This is a genomic window from Pseudoduganella sp. R-32, assembly GCF_049913245.1.
Taxonomy (GTDB): Bacteria; Pseudomonadota; Gammaproteobacteria; order Burkholderiales; family Burkholderiaceae_D; genus Rugamonas.
Genome location: NZ_CP183987.1, coordinates 2,037,301 through 2,053,565 on the forward strand (window position 1 = coordinate 2,037,301; position 16,265 = coordinate 2,053,565).

11 protein-coding genes are annotated in these 16,265 nt (G+C 63.0%); all 11 read left to right on the forward strand.

The window, feature by feature from the left end; all coding sequences use genetic code 11:
* Positions 1 to 138 precede the first annotated feature (138 nt).
* The 11 genes from ACN9MU_RS09390 to ACN9MU_RS09440 all read left to right on the forward strand — a co-directional run bounded on the left by ACN9MU_RS09390 (position 139) and on the right by ACN9MU_RS09440 (position 16,261).
* The gene (locus ACN9MU_RS09390) at positions 139 to 2,790 is read left to right on the forward strand and encodes a TonB-dependent receptor (RefSeq protein WP_426170022.1); all 2,652 of its coding nucleotides are present in this window, start codon (positions 139 to 141) and stop codon (positions 2,788 to 2,790) included.
* A 6-nt stretch (positions 2,791 to 2,796) separates the two neighbouring features.
* Entirely contained in the window at positions 2,797 to 4,149 is a 1,353-nt protein-coding gene (locus ACN9MU_RS09395) for an MFS transporter (protein ID WP_426170024.1), read from the forward strand.
* Positions 4,150 to 4,151: 2 nt separating this feature from the next.
* Positions 4,152 to 5,096 (forward strand): glycoside hydrolase family 43 protein, encoded by a 945-nt coding sequence (locus tag ACN9MU_RS09400; protein WP_426170027.1) that lies wholly within the window; start codon positions 4,152 to 4,154, stop codon positions 5,094 to 5,096.
* Positions 5,097 to 5,102: 6 nt separating this feature from the next.
* Positions 5,103 to 6,083, forward strand: a complete 981-nt coding sequence (locus tag ACN9MU_RS09405) for an aldose epimerase family protein (protein ID WP_426337191.1) — start codon at positions 5,103 to 5,105, stop codon at positions 6,081 to 6,083.
* Positions 6,084 to 6,169: 86 nt separating this feature from the next.
* The gene (locus tag ACN9MU_RS09410) at positions 6,170 to 7,909 is read left to right on the forward strand and encodes an IlvD/Edd family dehydratase (protein WP_426170032.1); all 1,740 of its coding nucleotides are present in this window, start codon (positions 6,170 to 6,172) and stop codon (positions 7,907 to 7,909) included.
* Between the two features lie 9 nt (positions 7,910 to 7,918).
* Positions 7,919 to 8,911 (forward strand): AraD1 family protein, encoded by a 993-nt coding sequence (gene araD1, locus ACN9MU_RS09415; protein ID WP_426321907.1) that lies wholly within the window; start codon positions 7,919 to 7,921, stop codon positions 8,909 to 8,911.
* A complete protein-coding gene (locus tag ACN9MU_RS09420) occupies positions 8,908 to 10,479 on the forward strand; it encodes an aldehyde dehydrogenase (NADP(+)) (RefSeq protein ID WP_426321909.1) in 1,572 nt (523 codons plus the stop codon). The genes araD1 and ACN9MU_RS09420 overlap by 4 nt, the downstream gene beginning before the upstream one ends.
* Before the next feature lie 29 nt (positions 10,480 to 10,508).
* On the forward strand, positions 10,509 to 11,276 hold the full coding sequence (locus ACN9MU_RS09425) for an SDR family NAD(P)-dependent oxidoreductase (protein ID WP_426321911.1): 768 nt from the start codon (positions 10,509 to 10,511) through the stop codon (positions 11,274 to 11,276).
* A 12-nt stretch (positions 11,277 to 11,288) separates the two neighbouring features.
* On the forward strand, positions 11,289 to 13,169 hold the full coding sequence (locus ACN9MU_RS09430) for a glycoside hydrolase family 97 catalytic domain-containing protein (protein ID WP_426344471.1): 1,881 nt from the start codon (positions 11,289 to 11,291) through the stop codon (positions 13,167 to 13,169).
* Positions 13,170 to 13,182: 13 nt separating this feature from the next.
* On the forward strand, positions 13,183 to 14,712 hold the full coding sequence (locus ACN9MU_RS09435; protein ID WP_426344472.1) for an alpha-N-arabinofuranosidase: 1,530 nt from the start codon (positions 13,183 to 13,185) through the stop codon (positions 14,710 to 14,712).
* 1 nt (position 14,713) lies between these two features.
* Positions 14,714 to 16,261, forward strand: a complete 1,548-nt coding sequence (locus tag ACN9MU_RS09440) for a glycoside hydrolase family 43 protein (protein WP_426321917.1) — start codon at positions 14,714 to 14,716, stop codon at positions 16,259 to 16,261.
* Positions 16,262 to 16,265 lie beyond the last annotated feature (4 nt).

The following is a 16,265-nucleotide window of genomic DNA, read 5'->3' on the forward strand; positions in this document are numbered from 1 at the left end:
CATGACCCAGATCAACCAGGGTGACATATCGGTTTTGATATCGAACTTTGATAAAAATTGATTAGTTCGATCTCAATGATTTACCTAAGATGAGTTCAAAGAACAGGTAACTTACAAAAACTATAGTCAGGAGACCCTATGAAGCGCCAAGCATTCGCGCCTGGGCTGGTTGCACCGCGCCGTCCGATCGCACTTAAAGTATCCGTAGCTGCATTGGCCGGCATTGGCTTGTTCAGTACCGTTCCCGCCCTTGCGCAGCAGGCTGCCGAAACCGAGATCGCAGTGGTGCAGGTGAGCGGCGTGCGCGCCGCGGCCCAAAGTTCGCTCGATATCAAGCAAAAGGCCGACAATGTGGTCGATTCCATCGTCGCGGACGATATCGGTAAATTCCCTGACACGAACGTTGCCCAGACCCTGGCCCGCATTCCGGGCATCCAGGTGCGCCGCGACGCGGGCGAGGCGAACTCGGTCCTGATCCGCGGCCTGCCCGGCATCGCCACCATGCTGAATGGTCGCGAAATGTTTACCACCACCGGCCGCTATATCCAGCTGGCCGATATTCCGTCCACCATGCTGCAGCGGGTGGACGTTTACAAATCCCAGAGCCCTGAATTGGTTGAAGGCGGCATTGCCGGCGTGATCGACGTGCGCACCAACCGCCCATTCGACTTCAAGGGCTTCACGCTGAGCGCCAACGGCGGCGTGAAAAACCAGGACAAGGCGCACAAGACCGATCCGGAAGCCAATGGCCTGATCTCCAACCGCTGGAAGACCGAATACGGTGAAATCGGCGCGCTGTTCGGCGTTTCGTATGTGCGCAACAATTTCCACGAAGAGCGCAGCTTCAATACCTTCCCGGTCGAGAAAAGCTGGCTGCTGCCGAACCTGACCGGCCCGGACCTGGTCGGCCTGCAAGGCATCTACGGTGAGCGCAAGCGCACGGCCGAGAACTTCGCCCTGCAATGGCGTCCGAACAAGGATACCGAGATCTACGCCGAAGGCCTTTATTCCCGCTACAAGAACCAGGACGAAACCGACTTCTTCGTCGGCCTGCCATGGTGGGCGCCGGGGGGCGGCATCAGCGGCACCAAGATCCCGGGCACCGACCAGCTGGACGAGCTGACTTCGCATGATGCCAACACCATCCTGTCGACCCAGGCGCGCGCATCGCAGAACACCACCTGGCAGACCGCTGTCGGCGCCAAGTGGCGTGCCGCACCGGGCCTGCGCCTGAGCACCGAGCTGGCCCGCACCAAGTCGAAATACGACTGGCGCAACCCGATCATGGACACGATCGTTACCGTGCCTGACGTCTTCCTGAAGACCAATGTCAACGGCGGCGCCTTCATGCGCTACGGCGGCATCGACATGACCGATCCGAAAAACGTGTACCTGTTCCAGTTGTTCGACCGTTACGGCGACGACAAGGGTGCATCCACCGATTGGCGCGCCGACGCGACCTATACGCCTGACGGCAACGGCATCTTCCAGGAGTTCAGTGCCGGCGTACGCTTCAACAAGCGTAGCGCCGAATCGATCAAGTCGATCGAAGGCAGCATGGGTGCGCCGGATGCTTTCAATGCCGCGACGCGCGTTTCGGCTGCGACCCTGCCTGGCATGAGCTGCACCAACCGCGAGCTGTCTGAAGATTACGGCACGCCATACTGGTACACACCATGCGCCAGCTTCCTGCTGAATAACACCAGCGAGGTTCGCAAGGCAGTTACCGGCTCCACCGCCGCCAAGGCACTGGACCAGGGTTCCTTCTTCTCCGTCAACGAGAAGAACTACGCCTTCTACGGCAAGGCGCGCCTGGGTTGGGAGTGGGGCAGCGTGCCGGTCGACGGCGTGGTTGGCGTGCGTGTCTCCAAGACCGATTCGGACCTGCTGGGCTACAGCATGGTGAATGGCGTTCCAGTCGCTACGCCGAAGGAAAGTTCGGGCACCGATACCCTGCCTAGCGCCAGTTTCAAGGCGACGCTGCGCAAGGACCTGATCGCGCGCCTGGCATACGCCAAGACGCTCAGCCGTCCTGACTTCGCCCAGTTGAACCCGGGGACAGCCTATGTGAACTCGAACGGCAACACCGTGCAGGCTTCTGCGTCGGGCGGCAATCCGGACCTGAAGCCGGTCACCGGCCAGAACGTCGATGCGGCGCTGGAGTGGTATTTCGCGCCGGCGGCAATGGTCAGCGGCACCGTGTTCCGCCATAACTTTGACGGCTATATCGTCAGCCGCGCCCAGCCCGAGGTGTACCAGGGTGTGACCTACCAGACGAGCCGTCCTTTCAATACCGACAAGGGACACCTGCAGGGCGTGGAGCTGTCCTACCAGCAGTTCTACGACAAACTGCCTGGCTGGCTGAGTGGTTTCGGCACCCAGTTGAACTACACTTATATGGAAGGCGGCGTGACGTCGTCGTCCATCGGGCCGGGCGACCTGCCTTTCCCCGGCATGTCCAAGAACTCGTATAACATTGTTCTGCTGTATGAGAAGAATGGCATCTCCGGCCGCCTGGCCTATAACTGGCGCTCGAAGTTCACGCAGATTTATGGCGACGGGTCGGCAATCCAGGGGGCTGCGCCGAGCCGCAACCTGGTCGCAGGTGCCACCAGCAGCCTGGATGGTTCCCTCAGCTACAAGTTCACCCCGAACCTGTCTGTGACGCTGACCGGCACCAACCTGCTGAACTTCAAATACAAGGACTACTGGACCGACGCGAACGTGTATCCACGCGATATCCGCCGCTACGACCGTACCGTTGGCCTGATGTTGAACTGGAAGAACTGATTTACCATGCAAAACCAAAAGATGTCGGTGCTCGAAAAGGCGGGCTTCGGGGCAGGGGATGCGGCACTCAATGTCGTGATCTCGTCCATGATGCTGATTATTACTTTCTTCTACACCGACATCTACGGCTTGCGAACGCAAGACCTGGCGCTGTTGTTCGTGCTGGTGAAGATTGTCGGCGCGGTGGCCGACCTGACGATGGGGCAGATCACCGACCGTTTCACCAGCCGCTTCGGCCGCTATCGCCCCTACCTGCTGTGGCTTGCGGTTCCTTACGGCGTAAGTATTCTCTTCGTGTTCTCCACGCCGGACTGGAGCTACGACGCCAAGCTGGTGTGGGCTTACTCCACCTACATCATCATGACCGTGATGACGGCGGGTGTTGGCATTCCGTATATTTCCCTGCCAAGTGCGCTGACCAGCGATCCGAAGGAAAGCCTGTCGGCCAACGGCTACCGCCTGTTCTTTGCCAAGATTGGCGCTTTCCTGGTGACCATCGTGGTGCCGCTGCTGTCGGAGCGCTGGGGCGAGGGTAATGCCGCCCACGGCTACCAGATGGCGATGGCGGTGATGGCGGTGCTGGGCGTGGCGCTGTTCCTGTTCTGCTTCTTCACCACCACCGAGCGCGTGCACCATGTGGTGGTGCGACAGTCGCTGGGCGAGCAGTTGAAGGTGCTGATGAAGAACGACCAGTGGCTGATCCTGTGCGGCGTGTGCGTGACCGGCACCATCGGCTATGTGGTGCGAGGTTCGGTGGCGATCTATTACGCCAAGTACTATCTGGGCCTCAATACGGCGCAGGTATCGGCCTTCCTGTCCACCGGCGTGGTGGCCGCCATCCTGTCGATGATCGCATCGACTTGGATCACGAAGGTCTACTGCAAGGTCAAGCTGTTCCGCTGGACGCAGTTGATCGTGGCGGGCATCAGCCTGGCGATTTACCTCCTCGTCAAGCCGGGCGATGTGATGCTGGCCTTCATACTGTTCTTCGCACTGTCGTTCATCGTCGACCTGCATGCGCCGGTATTCTGGTCCGCTATCGGCGAGACGATCGACTACGGCCAGGTCAAGACCGGCAAGCGCGTTTCCGGGTTTGCTTTCGGCGGCATTTCGGTCTGCCAGAAGGCGGGCATGGCGATCGCCGGCGGCCTGGTTGGCATCCTGCTCACCTATTTCCATTACGTGCCTAATCAGGCGCAATCCGAATTCGCACTGAACGGCATCGCCCTGATGCTTTCGGTGATTCCTGGCTTCTTCCACCTGCTCATGGGGCTGTTGATGTTCGCCTATCGCATCAGCGATGAGTATTACGGCACCGTGAAAGAGAGCATGAAGTCCAACGGCTATGTAAGCGCTTGAACATGCAAAAACTGTCTCCCTTGATCGAGCAACGCGCCGATCCCTATATCGTTCGCCACAGCGACGGCTATTACTACTTCACCGCCTCGGTGCCGCAATACGACCGCATCGAACTGCGTCGCGCCGCCACCATAGAAGGCTTGCGCGATGCGCAGACCGTGGACGTATGGCACAAGCCGGACACCGGCGCCTACAGTGAATTGATCTGGGCGCCGGAACTGCACTACAACCAGGGCGCCTGGTACGTCTATTTTGCCGCCGCACCGAGCCGCGAGATCAAGTACAAGCTGTTCCAGCACCGCATGTACGCGATCCGCAACCAGAACGCCAATCCGCTGGAAGGGGAGTGGGAGTTCATGGGGCAGGTCGATTCCGGCATCGACACCTTCTGCCTGGATGCGACCACCTTCACCCACAAGGGCAAGCTGTATTACCTGTGGGCGCAGAAGGACAATGAAATCGAAGGCAATTCCAATCTCTACATCGCAGAGATGGAAACGCCGTGGCAGATCAAGGGCAAGCCGGTGATGCTGACCAAGCCGGAGTTCGACTGGGAGATCCGCGGCTTCTGGGTCAACGAAGGCCCGTCCGTCCTGCAGCGCAACGGCAAGGTGTTCATCAGCTATTCCGCCAGCGCCACCGACGAGAATTACGCCATGGGCCTGCTGTGGGCCGATGCCGATGCGGACCTGCTGGACCCTGCCGCCTGGACCAAGTCGAAGGAGCCGGTACTGCAGACCTGCTTCGAGCACGGCATCTACGGCCCTGGGCATAACAGCTTCACCGTGGACGCGGACGGAAACGTGCTGCTGGTGTACCATGCCCGCACGTACACGGAAATCGTCGGCGACCCGTTGTGGAACCCGGACCGCCATACTTTCGTCAAACCGCTGCGCTGGGATGCGCAGGGCATGCCCGTCTTCGGACGGCCCTCAGTTATCGAGTAAGCACACATGATCCAGAGCGCGCCATTCGGCCACGCACCGGACGGCACGCCGCTGTCCCTGTTCACCCTGACCAATGCCCAAGGCATGGAGGTCAGGATCACCAATTACGGCGGGATCGTCACCCATATCCTGGCCCCGGATCGTGACGGCCGCTTGGCCAATGTCACGCTGGGCTTCGACACGGCGGCTGAGTATTTCGGCCGTTCGCCTTATTTCGGCGCGCTGATCGGACGCTGCGGCAATCGTATCGCGCAAGGCCGCTTCACGTTGGACGGCGCCGAGCACCAGTTGGCCGTCAACGATGGCGCCAACCACCTGCATGGCGGCGCGCAAGGTTTCGACAAGGTGGTGTGGGATGCCGACGTGGAAGGCGAGGCCCTGGTGCTGCGCTACCGCAGCCCGGACGGGGAGCAGGGCTATCCCGGCAATCTTGACGTGCAGGCAAGCTACACGCTCAGCGACGATGGCGCGCTGACTGTGGACTTCCGCGCCACCACAGACCGCGCAACGCCGGTCAACCTGACCCACCACGCCTACTTCAACCTGGCCGGCAGCGGCACCATCAACGATCACGAAATGTGGATCGATGCGCCGCATTACACGCCGGTCGACGACGGTTTGATACCAACCGGCGAACTGGCCGCCGTGGCGGGAACGCCGTTCGATTTCCGCGAGCCGCGCGCCATCGGCGATGCGGTCTACGACCATAACTTTGCGCTGGCGCCGGCCGAGGGCATGCGCTGCGCGGTACGGGTGCGCGAACCGCGCTCCGGGCGGCAGTTGGAAGTGCTCACTCACGAGCCGGGCATCCAGTTCTACAGCGGGAATTTCCTTGACGGCTCGCTGGGTTTCCCGCATCGCGGCGGCTTTTGCCTGGAGCCGCAACACTTCCCTGACGCGCCCAATAAACCGCATTTCCCCAGCGTGATCCTGCGCCCGGGAGAGGTCTATCGGAACACCCTGGCCTTCCGTTTTTCTCGATATTGATTTTGATATTGATAGGAACAAATAAGTCATTAGAAATATATTGCTCTGAGCCGTAACATTTCCTCCATCAATAAGCGGAGGAATCCATGTCAGAGACAAAGAAAACGATAAAACTTCGCTCGGCCGAATGGTTCGGGACGCAGGACAAAAACGGCTTCATGTACCGGAGCTGGATGAAGAACCAGGGCATTCCTGATCACGAATTCCGCGGCAAGCCAATCATCGGCATCTGCAATACCTGGTCCGAACTGACCCCGTGCAACGCACACTTCCGCCAGCTCGCGGAACACGTCAAGAAGGGCATCCTGGAAGCGGGCGGCTACCCGGTCGAATTCCCTGTGTTCTCCAACGGCGAATCCAACCTGCGCCCAACCGCCATGCTGACCCGTAACCTGGCCAGCATGGACGTGGAAGAATCCATCCGCGGCAATCCGATGGATGCCGTGGTACTGCTGGTGGGCTGCGACAAGACCACCCCGGCGCTGCTGATGGGCGCCGCCTCGGTCGACCTGCCGACCATCGTCGTGACCGGCGGCCCGATGCTGAACGGCAAACTGAACGGCAAGGACATCGGTTCTGGCACCGCCGTCTGGCAACTGCACGAGCAGGTCAAGGCCGGCGAAATCACCATGCACCAGTTCATGTCGGCCGAAGCGGGCATGTCCCGTTCCGCCGGCACCTGCAACACCATGGGTACCGCATCCACCATGGCCTGCATGGCCGAATCGCTCGGCACCTCGCTGCCGCACAACGCTGCGATTCCTGCCGTCGACGCGCGCCGCTACGTGCTGGCGCATATGTCCGGCATCCGCATCGTCGAAATGGTGTGGGAAGACCTGCGCCTGTCCAAGATCCTCAAGCGCGAAAACTTCGAGAACGCGATCCGCGTCAACGCCGCCATCGGCGGTTCGACCAACGCCGTGATCCACCTGAAAGCCATCGCCGGCCGCATCGGCGTGCCGCTGGAGCTGGAAGACTGGACCAAGGTTGGCAAAGGCATGCCGACCATCGTCGACCTGATGCCTTCCGGCCGCTACCTGATGGAAGAGTTCTACTACGCCGGCGGCTTGCCGGGCGTGATCCGCCGCATGGGCGAAGCAAACCTGCTGCCGCATCCGGATGCGCTGACCGTCAACGGCAAGACCATTGGCGAGAACTGCTCCGAAGCGCCGATCTACAACGATGAAGTGATTCGCAAGATCGACAACCCGCTAATCGCCGATGGCGGCATCTGCATCCTGCGCGGCAACCTGGCGCCGCGCGGAGCAGTGCTGAAGCCTTCCGCCGCCTCGCCGCACCTGATGCAGCATCGCGGCAAGGCCGTGGTGTTCGAGAACTTCGACCACTACAAGGAGCGCATCATCGATCCGGACCTGGACGTCGACGAGAACTCGATCCTGGTGATGAAGAACTGCGGCCCGAAAGGCTATCCGGGCATGGCGGAAGTCGGCAATATGGGCCTGCCGCCAAAGCTGCTGGCCAAGGGCATCAAGGACATGGTCCGCATTTCCGACGCACGCATGAGTGGTACCGCCTACGGCACTGTGGTGCTGCACGTGGCGCCGGAAGCGATGGCCGGCGGCCCGCTCGGCGCCGTGAAGGATGGCGACTGGATCGAGCTCGATTGCGCCAACAACAAGCTGCAGCTCGAGATTAGCGACGAGGAAATGAAGGCGCGCCTCGCCGAGCGCGCCGCGCAGCAGGAGCCGCCGAAGTCCGGCTACCAGCAACTGTATATCGACCACGTGTTGCAAGCCGACGAAGGCTGCGACTTCGACTTCCTGGTTGGCTGCCGCGGTTCGGCCGTGCCGCGCCATTCGCACTAAGGAGAACCCATGCTGCTCGTACAATTCACCAATGAAGCCGGCTCGCGCCGCGTAGCCTCGCTGGACGGCGACGTGCTGCGCGTGCTGGACGGCGTGTCCACCACCTATGAACTGGCGCAGCGCGCCATCGGCAGCGGAAAAGGCCTGGCCGCCGTTGCGCAAGCTGCCATCGGCACCAGTACCGAAAGCTACGAAGCCGTGGCGACCGCCGGCCGCATCCTGCCGCCGCTGGACCACGCCGACCCGGCGCACTGCTACGTCACCGGCACCGGCCTGACCCACCTGGGCAGCGCCGATGCGCGCGACGCCATGCACCGCAAGATCGGCGGCGACGTCGAGTCGCTGAGCGATTCCATGAAGATGTTCCGCCTCGGCGTGGAAGGCGGCAAGCCTGCGGAAGGCCAACGCGGCGTGCAGCCGGAATGGTTCTACAAGGGCGACGGTTCGATCGTTGCCGCCACCGGCCAGGCGCTGACCATGCCCGAGTTCTCGCTGGACGGCGGCGAAGAGCCTGAGATCGCCGGCCTGTACGTGATCGGCGAAGACGGCCAGCCTTACCGCCTCGGTTTCGCCATCGGCAACGAGTTTTCCGACCACGTGACGGAACGCCAGAACTACCTCTACCTGGCGCACTCCAAGCTGCGCAACTGTGGCCTCGGCCCGGCCCTGCGCGTGGGCGAACTGCCGCAGCATATCGACGGCGCCTCGCGTATCGTCGGCAAGGATGGCGCGGTGCGCTGGCAAAAGGCCTTCGTCAGCGGCGAACAGAACATGTCGCACACCATCGCCAACCTGGAATACCACCACTTCAAGTATGGCCTGTTCTGCCGCCCTGGCGACGTGCACATCCATTTCTTCGGCACCGCCACCCTGAGCTTCGCCGACGGCATCTCCGTGCAGGCAGGCGAGACCTTTGAAGTCGAGGCACCGGCATTTGGCCCGGCCCTGCGCAATCCGCTGCGCATCCAGGAATCCCGCTACAAGAAAGTGAACCAACTATGACCATTACCGGCGAAGCACTCATTGGCGGCGTGGCCGTGCGCGGGGAGGGCGCCGCACAGCGCGCCTTCAATCCCGGCCTGGAGCAGCAGTTCGGCGAAGAATTCAACGCTGTCAGCGTCGAGCAGGTAAATGACGCTTGCCGCCTGGCCGGCGCCGCATTCGACACCTTCCGTGCCACCAGCGACACCGCGCGTGCGGAACTGCTGGACGCGATTGCCCGCAACATCCTCGACATCGGCGCGGAACTGATCGAGCGGGCCATGGCCGAAACCGGCCTGCCGCAAGCCCGCCTGGAAGGCGAGCGGGCGCGTACTTGCAACCAGCTCAAGATGTTCGCCGCGTTGTTGCGCGAAGGCTCGTGGTGCGATCCGCGCATCGACGTGGCCCTGCCGACCCGCACGCCGCCGCGCGCCGACCTGCGTTTCCGCCTGATCGGCGTTGGCCCGGTTGCCGTCTTCGGCGCTTCCAACTTCCCGCTGGCGTTCTCTGTAGCCGGCGGCGATACGGCTTCCGCGCTGGCGGCCGGCTGCCCGGTGGTGGTGAAGGCGCACTCCGCCCACCCTGGCACTTCCGAGCTGGTGGCGCGCGCCGTGGTGGCCGCCGTGGCCCAGTGCGGCCTGCCGGCGGGCGTATTCGCGCTGCTGACCGGCAGCGGCAGCCACATCGGCCAGACGCTGGTGGCGCATCCTGCGATCCAGGCGGTCGGCTTTACCGGTTCCCGCAGCGGCGGTACCGCGCTGATGGTTACCGCCGCAGCGCGCAAGCAGCCGATTCCCGTGTACGCTGAAATGAGCAGCATCAACCCGGTCTTCCTGTTGCCGGAAGCCCTGGCTGGCCGTCCTGACAGCATCGCTGCCGGCTTTGCGGCATCGCTGACGCTGGGCGTCGGCCAGTTCTGCACCAACCCCGGCCTGGTGCTGGGCATTGAAGGCCCGGGCCTGGAGCGCTTCTGCGCCAGCGCCGCGCAGGCATTGGGCGGCGTCGCACCTGCGACCATGCTGAGCGCAGGCATCGCCGGCGCCTACCAGCGCGGCGTGCAGGCGCTGGCCTCGCGCAACGACGTTGAAACTGTCACTGCCACCCCGCACGGCGGCTGCAAGGGCGGCGCTGCGCTGTTCCGCACCACAGCGAAGGCCTTCCTGTCGCAGCATGCGCTGTCGGATGAAGTATTCGGCCCGGCTTCGCTGGTGATCGCCTGCCGCGACATCGACGAGATGATCGCCGTGGCGGAACACCTGGAAGGCCAGCTGACCGCTACCCTGCAGATGGCCGACGGCGATGCCGCGACTGCGCGCAAGCTGCTGCCGGTGCTGGAGCGCAAAGCCGGCCGTATCCTGGCCAATGGCTATCCGACCGGCGTCGAAGTCACCAGCGCGATGGTGCACGGCGGCCCATTCCCATCCACCTCGGATGGCCGCAGCACCTCGGTCGGCACGGCGGCAATCTACCGCTTCCTGCGCGCCGTGTGCTACCAGGACTTGCCGGCCTCGCTGCTGCCGCCGGTGCTGCAGGATGAAAATCCGGGCAATACCTGGCGGCGCCGCGACGGCGTCCTCGGCCAGCACTAGAAAAACAGCAATAAAAATATGGAGACACCATGACACAAGCAGCAAACTACCCGAGCCTCCAGGGCAAGCGGGTATTTGTCACCGGCGGCGGCACCGGCATCGGCGCCAGCATCGTCGCGGCCTTTGCAAAACAGGGCGCCCGCGTGGCGTTCGTCGATATTGCGAAAGAGGCCAGCGAAGCATTGTGCGACGCTGTTGCCGCCAGCGGCGCCGAGCGCCCTCAGTTCCGCGCCTGCGACATCACCGACATCGCGGCGCTGCAGCGCACGATGAAAGAGTTTGCGGCGGAACTGGGCGATTTCGACGTGCTGGTGAACAATGCGGCGAACGACCAGCGTCATAGTGTCGAAGATGTGACCCCGGAATACTGGGACCAGCGCATCGCCATCAACCAGCGCCCGCTGTTCTTCACCTGCCAGGCAGTCCTGCCGGGCATGAAGGCCAAGGGCGGCGGCTCCATCATCAACATCGGTTCGATCTCCTGGATCGCCAAGGGCGCCGGTTATCCCGTGTACGCGACCGCCAAGGCCGCAACCCACGGGCTGACCCGCGGCATGGCGCGCGACCTGGGCAAGCACAATGTGCGCGTCAACACGGTCACGCCAGGCTGGGTCATGACCCAGCGCCAGGTGGACCTGTGGGTCGACGCTGCGGCGGAAGAAGAGATCGCCCGCAGCCAGTGCCTGCCGGGCAAGCTGCTGCCGGAACACATCGCTGCCATGTGCCTGTTCCTGGGCGCCGATGACAGCGCCATGTGCACGGCGCAGGATTTTATCGTTGACGCAGGCTGGGTTTAAAAGGAGATTGCCATGATCAAGCTCGCCCTTCCGGCATTGCTGGTGGCAGTCCAGTCGTGGTCCTTCGCGCACGACATCGCCAGCCCTGACAAGCAGGTCAAGGTGCAGTTCGAACTATCGCCGCGCGGCGAGCCGACCTATGCGGTCGCCCGCGCCGGCCAGCCGGTGCTGCTGACTTCCCGCCTTGGACTCCAGTTGCAATCGGCCGACCTGACACGCAGCCTGCGCCTGGCTTCCGCCGGCGCAGTGCAGCGCATTTCCGAAGACTACACGCTCGCTACCGGCAAGCGCCGCAACAACCATTACGAAGCCAACGAACGCCGCTTCTCCTTGCGCGACAAACAGGGGCGCAAACTCGACATCGTGTTCCGCGTTTCCAACGACGGTGTCGCCTTCCGCTACGAGACCGCCGGCGGCACCGTGCGCAGCGAGGCCACCAGCTTCGCCTTCGCGCCAGCTGCCCGCGCCTGGCTGCAACCGATGTCGGTAGCGCAGACCGGCTGGGCGAACACCAATCCTTCCTACGAAGAATACTACCGGGCCGACATCCCGGTCGGCACCGCATCGCCCCTGCCGTCGGGCTGGGTCTTCCCGGCCCTGTTCCGCAGCGGCGACAACTGGGTCGCGCTGACCGAGGCCGGCATGGACGGCAGCTGGCACGCCTCGCGCCTGCAGGACAAGTCGCCTGGCGGCGAATACCGCATTGGCGGCCCGAGCGCTCCGGAAGTGTTCCCCGGTGGCGCGCTGATGGGCAGCGGCGCGGTCTCGCCATGGCGCGTGCTGGCCCTGGGACCATTGGCCACGGTCATGCAGTCGACGCTGGGCACCGACCTGGCTGCGCCTGCGATCCCGTTCGATGCCGCGCTGGTGCAGCCGGGCCACGCTTCGTGGAGCTGGGCCATCCTGAAAGACGATGCCACCGTGTTCGATGTGCAGAAAAAGTTCATCGACTATGCGGTGCAGATGAAGTGGGATTACACCCTGGTCGACGCTGACTGGGACCGCAAGATCGGCTACGACAGGATGCGCGAGCTGGCCCAGTACGCGGCAGGGAAGGGCGTCGGCCTGCTGGCCTGGTACAACTCCTCCGGCAGCTGGAACAAGACCGAGTATTCGCCCAAGGGCAAGCTGCTGACCCGCGAAGCGCGCCGCGCCGATTTCGCGCGCTTGCGCGAAATGGGCATCAAGGGCGTGAAGATTGACTTCTTCGGCGGCGATGGCCAGTCCTTCATCGCCTACTATGTCGACATCCTGAAGGACGCGGCGGAAGCCGGCCTCCTGGTGAACTTCCACGGCGCCACGCTGCCGCGCGGCTGGAGCCGTACCTACCCCAACCTGATGACGGCGGAGGCGGTACGCGGTTTCGAGTTCTCCACCTTTGAGCAGGACGGCCAGGACAAGGTGGTCAAGCATGCAGCCATGCTGCCTTTCGCACGCAACCTGTTCGACCCGATGGACTTCACTCCCATGGCTTTCGGCGACATCCCCAAAATCAAGCGCGCCACGCGCAACGGTTTCGAGCTGGCGGAAGCGGTGTTGTTCACGTCCGGCATCCAGCATTTCGCCGAAACCCCGGACGGCATGGCAACAGCGCCGGCCTATGTGCAGGACCTGCTGCGGCAACTGCCACGCAGCTGGGACGACGTACGCTTCGTCGACGGCGTGCCGGCACGCTACGTGGTGCTGGCGCGGCGCGCCGGCGACACCTGGTACGTGGCAGGTATCAATGCGCAGGACAGCGCGCAGGAAGTAACGGTGGAACTCGGCGCGCCAGGCACGCTGATCACCGATGGCGCCGGCGAGCGCGAATTCAGCCAGCGGGAGGTTGCCGCCGGCAAGCAGAAGATCACGATGCAGCCACACGGCGGCTTCGTTGCGGTATTCAAACAATAAACTAGGAGATGCTATGAAGAAGACGATGATCGCGTTGGCCTTGCTCACCGCAGGCCTGGCGCAAGCTGCCACCACCGTAAAGATCGACACCGCCAAACCCGGTCCGGTCATCAACAAGGAGGTCTACGGCCAGTTCGCCGAGCACCTTGGCACCGGCATCTACGGCGGAATGTGGGTCGGCCCGCAATCGAAGATCCCGAATACGCGCGGCTGGCGCAACGACGTGATCGGTGCGCTGAAGAAGCTGCACGTGCCGCTGGTGCGCTGGCCAGGCGGCTGCTTCGCCGATGAATACCACTGGCGCGAAGGCATCGGCCCGCGCAACAAGCGTCCGGTCAAGATCAACACCACCTGGGGCGGCGTGGACGAGAACAACGCGGTCGGCACTCATGAATTCTTCGACTTGGTCGAGCAGCTGGGCGCGGATGCCTACGTGAACGGCAACCTGGGCACCGGCTCGCCGCAGGAAATGGCGGAATGGCTGGAGTACATGACCTCCGATAACAAGTCGACCCTGCCGGAATTGCGCCGCAAGAATGGCCGCGACAAGCCGTTCAAGGTAGCCTACTTCGCCGTTGGTAACGAAGCCTGGGGCTGCGGCGGCAATATGAAGCCGGAGTACTACACCAACCTGTATCGCCAGAGCGTCACCTTCCTCAAGACCCCGGCCGGCGCGCGTCCGAAAATGGTCGCCAGCGGCGGCAACGACAACGACACCAGCTGGACCGAAGAACTGAGCAAGTCCGCCAAGAATATGACGGACGGCATCAGCTTCCACTACTACACCATCCCGACCGGCAAGTGGGAAGTGAAGGGCGCGGCCACCGGTTTCCCCGACAATGAATGGTTCTCGACCCTGCATGCCACCATGCGCATGGAAGACCACATCCGCAACAACGTGAAGGTGCTGGACAAGAACGATCCGGAGAAGAAGCTGGGCTTCTATGTCGACGAATGGGGTACCTGGTATGACGTGGAGAAGGGCACCAACGCCGGCTTCCTGTACCAGCAGAACACCCTGCGTGATGCAGTGGTGGCCGCGCTGAACTTCAACATCTTCCACGACCATGCCGACCGCGTGCGCATGACCAATATTGCGCAGATGGTCAATGTGCTGCAGGCCATGATCCTGACCGACAATGAGAAGATGCTGCTGACGCCGACTTACCACGCATACGAAATGTACGTGCCGTTCCAGGGCGCGACCACCCTGCCGCTGTCGCTGGAAGGCAACCGCAAGTACAGCTCCGGCGACAAGAGCATCCCGCAGCTCAGCGCTTCCGCCGCACGCGGCAAGGATGGCAAGATCTACGTGGCGCTGGTGAACACCAATCCCGTCGAGGCTGAAGAAGTGAACATCGATGGCGTGGGTGCAGGCAAGGCCAGCGCACGCGTGCTGACCGCCAACGCCATGGATGCGCACAACACCTTCGCCAAGCCGGACGCCGTGAAGCCGGCGCCGATCGCCGTGCAGTCCAGCGGCGGCAAGCTGACCGTGAAGATGCCGGCCAAGTCGGTCGTCGTTGTGGCCGTCGGAGACTAAGATGGAAAACATCTCCGTGCAACGCCGGGCGTTTCTGCGCTCGGCGGCGGCCGGTGTCGCCCTGGCGGGCCTGGGCGGCTGCGGTGGCGGCGGCGGTGGCTCGTCCACCGCCGTGGCCCCGGCGTCGGCGCCACCCGCGGCGTCGCCAGTGCCGCCAACTACGCCATCGGTGACGACGGTCGCCTTCGCCAACGTATCGGTGCATGACCCTTCGGTGATCAAGTCGGGCGACGCCTATTACGTATTCGGTTCCCACCTGGCGGCGGCAAAAACCACCGACTGGATGAACTGGACGAAGATTGCCGATGGCGTCAACGCCGGCAATCCGCTGTTCAACAACGTTACCGTGGCGCTGACGGAAGCGCTGACCTGGGCTCAGTCCGACACGCTGTGGGCGCCGGACGTGGCCAAACTGGATGACGGCAAGTTCTACATGTACTACTGCGCCTGCAAGGGCGACTCTCCGCGCTCCGCACTCGGCGTGGCGGTGGCGGACAAGGTGGACGGCCCTTACGTCAACAAGCAACTGCTGCTGAAGTCCGGTATGTGGGGCGAGGTCAGTCCCGACGGCACCATCTACGACGCCACGAAGCATCCCAACGTGGTGGACCCCAACGTCTTCCGCGACAGCAGCGGCAAGCTGTGGATGGTGTACGGCTCCTACTCCGGCGGCATCTTCATCATGGAGATGGACCCGGCGACCGGGCTGCAGAAGCCCGGCCAGGGCTACGGCAAGCACCTGATGGGCGGCAATCACGCGCGCATCGAGGGCGCGTACATCCTGTACAGCTCTGACAGCAAGTACTACTACCTGTTCGTATCGTTTGGCGGGCTGGATGCAAATGGCGGCTACAACATCCGCGTTGCCCGTTCGCTGAACCCGGACGGCCCGTATGTGGATGCAGCGGGCACCGACATGGCGACCGTCAAGGCCAACCCGGCGTTGCCGCTGTTTGACGACGCCAGCATCGCACCGCACGGGCAGAAGCTGATGGGCAGCCACCAGTTTGCGCTGGCGGCGGGCGAGAGCGGCACGGCGCTCGGCTACGTATCGCCGGGCCACAACTCGGCGTACTACGATGCGGCTGCCGGCAAGTACTTCCTGGTGTTCCATACCCGCTTCCCGGGTCAGGGCGAGGTGCATGAGGTACGCGTGCACGAAATGTTCATCAACGCCGACGGCTGGCCGGTGGTGGCGCCATTCCGCTATGTTCCGCTGTCGAAGAATGCCACCACGCTGTCGGCAGACGTTACTGCGGCTGACGCAGCGGGCACGTACAAGGTGATCAACCATGGCAAGGACATTTCGGCAACCATCAAGCCATCGCAGGTCGTGACCCTGGCCGCCGGCGGCGCCGTCAGCGGTGCGCTGGCAGGCACCTGGACGCACCAGGGCGCAAACAAGGTCGGCATCGTGCTGGCCGACGGTACAGTCTACAATGGGATCTTGTCGCGGCAGTGGAATACCAACGCCGGCGCCTTTGAGGTGACCTTTACGGTGCAGTCGAAGGCAGGCGTATCGCTGTGGGGCGCGAGAACGGGAACTTGAGATG